Raw genomic sequence first — 4,092 nt, forward strand, 5'->3', positions numbered from 1 at the left:
GGCTGCGGACGGCTGGCACTGTCCGGCTGTTCGGCCGCTGCGGGGAGGATACGGCTCTCGATGACGATATCGCTCGGGCCGCCGATCATGATCAGGTGCTCGACGTCGTCGCGGCGCACCAGCACCAGACGGCGACGGGCATCGACGGCTGCGGCATCCAGCACTTGCAGCCGGGGCTGCCGGTTGCGGCCGCCGCGCACGAAGGGCGAGGGCGCCCGGCTGCGGATCACCCAGAGCACGATGATGAGCAGGAGAAGCGCCAGACCGACGCCACCGGCGGCAAGCAGGAAACGGCTGCCATAAGCTCCGACAACATCATCCAACATAGTCACTCACTCCATTTCGCATTCGGCACATATTGACGACTTTTCCGTTCCTTAGGCAAGGGCCGCCGATCCTGTCCAGTCACGGGTGAACGCGATTTCGTGTTCCGCTGCTAGGCACTCGGCGACCTTGCGCACGGGCAGCAGCTGGGCTTCTGGGGCAGATGGCGCTGTTGCCTGTGAATTCAAGCAGTCTTGCCGGCTAGCGGTGTTTTTGCCGACGCAGCAAATTGCTAAGAAGGAAAGAGTGCCTGATTCCTGCTTCGTGTTCGTGCTACGAAGCGGGAGGGCTTATGTGAGGAATATATGACGAAACCGCGTCAGGCCGACGACTATAACGCACCGCTTGTGGATCGTGGGGGGCGTTCTGGCACGGTCTTGCGCATTCTTCTGCTGGCGCTCGTGCTGATCGCTGCCGCCGGCGCCTTCGTCTTCTTCAAAAAGTCGCTCGACAACGAGGTCGTGCTTGGCGGTCTCGGCGTGCTCGCCATGGTCGGCATCTTCTTCCTGGTATCCTCGGTCATCGGCTTCATCGAGGTGATGCCGCAGCGCCAGTCCGACAGTCTGGCGCGCGCTTTCCTCAACAGCCATCCCGACGGTACGCTGATCACCGACGAAAAAGGTCGGATCATCTATGCCAATGCTGCCTATGGCGCGCTGACCGGCGCGCGCAAGGCGACCGAGGTGCAGACGCTGGAAACGCTGCTGTCGCGCCATCGCGAATCCAACGAGGCGCTTTACAGGCTGGTCAATGGTCTGCGCGAGGGCAAGGAGGGCCGCGAGGAGTTCCGCCTGCTGCGTGCCGTCGGGCCTGGCAGCAACAGCTCCGGCGCCCACTGGTACCGGCTGAAGGCGCGGCTGCTGCAGCCGGAGGAAAGCGGCGGCAGGCCGCTGCAGATCTGGCAGATCACCGACATCACCACGGAGCGCGACGACCAGGAGCGCTTCTTCAAGGAATTGCAGAACGCGATCGACTATCTCGACCATGCGCCGGCCGGCTTCTTTTCTGCCGGCAGGAAGGGCGAGATCTTCTACCTGAATGCGACGCTTGCCGAGTGGCTGGGCCTCGACCTCACCAAATTCGTGCCGGGCTCGATGACGATCGGCGACGTCGTGGCGGGCGAGGGGCTGGCGCTGATTCAGTCGGTGCAGGCCGAACCCGGCCTGAAGAAGACCGTGACGCTCGATCTCGACCTGCGCAAGAGCAATGGCCAGAGCCTGCCTGTGCAGATCATCCACAGCGTTACCTCGATGCGCGACGGCGCACCCGGCGAAAGCCGGACGATCGTGCTGGCGCGTGAAAAGAGCGATGCCGGCGGCCAGTCCGCTTCGGCCGCTGCCATGCGCTTCACCCGCTTCTTCAACAACACACCGATGGCAATCGCCTCGGTTGACGGCGACGGGCGTATCCTGCGCACCAATGCACCATTCCTGAAGATGTTCTCCGGTGTCGTCTCGCGCGATGACCTCGAAAAGGCGCCGCATCTTGAAACCATCGTGCAGGAGAGCGATCGGCCACAGCTCGCCGCGGCGCTGGCGGCGGCCAAGGACCGGCAGGGCGACATTGCGCCGCTCGACACCCGCACACCGACCGACGAGGCGCGCTATTTCCGCTTCTATGTCAATGCCGTCATCGACCAGAGCGACGAGGCGCCCGAGGAGGCGGCGATCGTCTACGCTGTCGAGGTGACCGAGCAGAAGGCGCTGGAAGCACAGATGGCGCAGACGCAGAAGATGAATGCTGTGGGAACGCTCGCCGGCGGCATCGCGCATGATTTCAACAACGTGCTGACGGCGATCCTGCTTTCCTCTGACCATCTGCTGCTGCAGGCGCGGCCCGCCGATGCCAGCTTCGCCGACCTGATAGAGATCAAGCGCAACGCCAACCGTGCCGCCGTGCTGGTGCGCCAGCTGCTCGCCTTCTCGCGCAAGCAGACGATGCGGCCCTCGGTGCTGAACCTGACCGATGTCGTCGGCGACCTGCGCATGCTGGTCGACCGGCTGCTTTCCGGCACCAATGTCAAACTCGACGTGCAATATGGCCGCGATCTCTGGCCTGTCAAAACAGACCTTTCGCAGTTCGAGCAGGTGCTGATCAATCTCTGCGTCAATGCGCGCGACGCGATGCCCGAGGGTGGCACGCTGACACTGCGCACCCGCAATCTGACCGCCGCCGAGGTCTCCGCCTTCAACTACTCCTACATGCCGGCCGAGGACATGGTGCTGGTCGAAGTCGCGGATAACGGCACCGGTATCGCCCCCGAGATCATGGACAAGATCTTCGAGCCGTTCTTCACCACCAAGGATGTCGGCAAGGGCACCGGGCTTGGCCTCGCCATGGTCTACGGCATCGTCAAACAGTCGGGCGGCTACATCCAGCCGGAATCCGAAGTCGGCAAGGGCACAACCTTCCGCGTCTTCCTGCCGCGGCACATTCCGGAGCCGGCGGTGGCCGCCGAAGCGGGCTCGATCGACGGCGCCATCGCCGGGGCCGAAGTGGTGCCGCTGCCGGTATCGCCGCAGCAGCCGGAGGACCTGACGGGATCGGCCGTCATCCTTCTCGTCGAGGACGAGGAGGCTGTGCGCCGCGGCGGCAAGCGCATGCTGGAAACGCGGGGCTACACCGTGCACGAGGCGGGCTCGGGCGTCGAGGCACTCAGCATCTTGGAAGAACTCGACGGCAAGGTCGACATCGTCGTCTCCGACGTCGTGATGCCCGAAATGGACGGTCCGACGCTGTTGCGCGAGCTGCGCAAGACCTATCCCGACATGAAGTTCATCTTCGTCTCAGGTTATGCGGAAGATGCTTTTGCCCGCAACCTGCCGCCGGAGGCGAAATTCGGCTTCCTACCGAAGCCCTTCTCGCTGAAGCAGCTCGCTGTTGTGGTGAAGGAGACGCTGGATGGGTGAGTGAGGTGCTGTCGGAGGGCACGCTGTGGCGTGCCGCACCCCCCTCTGCCCTGCCGGCATCTCCCCCACAAGGAGGGAGATCGGCTGGGTGCACTGGCTCCCTAACCAAATATCCATGCAGCTCGGCGAAACGTTGATGCGATGCGAAGGTTTTGCCGCTTGTAATCTCCCCACCTGTGGGGGAGATGCCCGGCAGGGCAGAGGGGGGCTGGAACGGCACCACCTCTCCGCTAAAAATTGATACCTGCCAGCCCGTCAACCTTCATTCACTCAACGCAACCGCAATCTCAGCCGCAAGCCGCGCATTGTTCTCAACCAACGCGATATTGGTCTTGAGGCTCTGGCCGTCCGTCAGGTCGAAGATGGTCGACAGAAGATAGGGCGTTACCGCCTTGCCGGTCACTTCGTCGCGCTCGGCGCTGTCGAGTGCCCGCTCGATATAGATTTCCATCTCCTCGCGCGCGATCTCGTCAGCTTCCGGTACCGGATTGGCGACGAGCATGCCGCCGTCGACGCCGAGCTGCTCGCGCACCGTCTGGAAATTGGCGATGGCGGCCGGGCTGTTTAGCGACAACGGGCTGCGGATGCCCGAGGAGCGCGACCAGAAGGCGGGGAATTCCTCGCTCTCATAGGTGACGACCGGAACGCCGCGGGTTTCCAGCACTTCCAGCGTCTTTGGAATATCGAGGATCGCCTTGGCCCCGGCGCAGACGACGATGACGCCGGTGCGCGCCAGTTCCTCGAGATCGGCTGATATATCGAAGCTTTCCTCGGCGCCACGATGCACGCCGCCGATGCCGCCTGTGGCAAAAACGCGGATGCCGGCGCGCGCCGCCGCGATCATCGTCGCCGCGACGGT

General features: G+C 63.7%; 3 protein-coding genes. 1 reads left to right on the forward strand and 2 read right to left on the reverse strand.

What is annotated here, in order from left to right; all coding sequences use genetic code 11:
• On the reverse strand, positions 1-332 hold a 332-nt coding region (locus tag MOV76_RS38530; protein ID WP_245494122.1), incomplete at its 3' end, for a flagellar biosynthetic protein FliO.
• A 297-nt stretch (positions 333-629) separates the two neighbouring features.
• On the opposite strand from MOV76_RS38530, the gene cckA reads away from it, so the two are divergent.
• Positions 630-3,233, forward strand: coding sequence for a cell cycle histidine kinase CckA (gene cckA / locus MOV76_RS38535; RefSeq protein WP_018445183.1), 2,604 nt, complete (start codon positions 630-632; stop codon positions 3,231-3,233).
• 262 nt (positions 3,234-3,495) lie between these two features.
• On the opposite strand, the gene MOV76_RS38540 is transcribed toward cckA, so the two are convergent.
• Positions 3,496-4,092 (reverse strand): pseudouridine-5'-phosphate glycosidase (locus MOV76_RS38540; RefSeq protein ID WP_247266532.1); only part of this gene is annotated, 597 nt, incomplete at its 5' end.

Source organism: Rhizobium sp. PRIMUS64, assembly GCF_023006465.1.
GTDB classification, from domain to species: Bacteria; Pseudomonadota; Alphaproteobacteria; order Rhizobiales; family Rhizobiaceae; genus Rhizobium; species Rhizobium leguminosarum.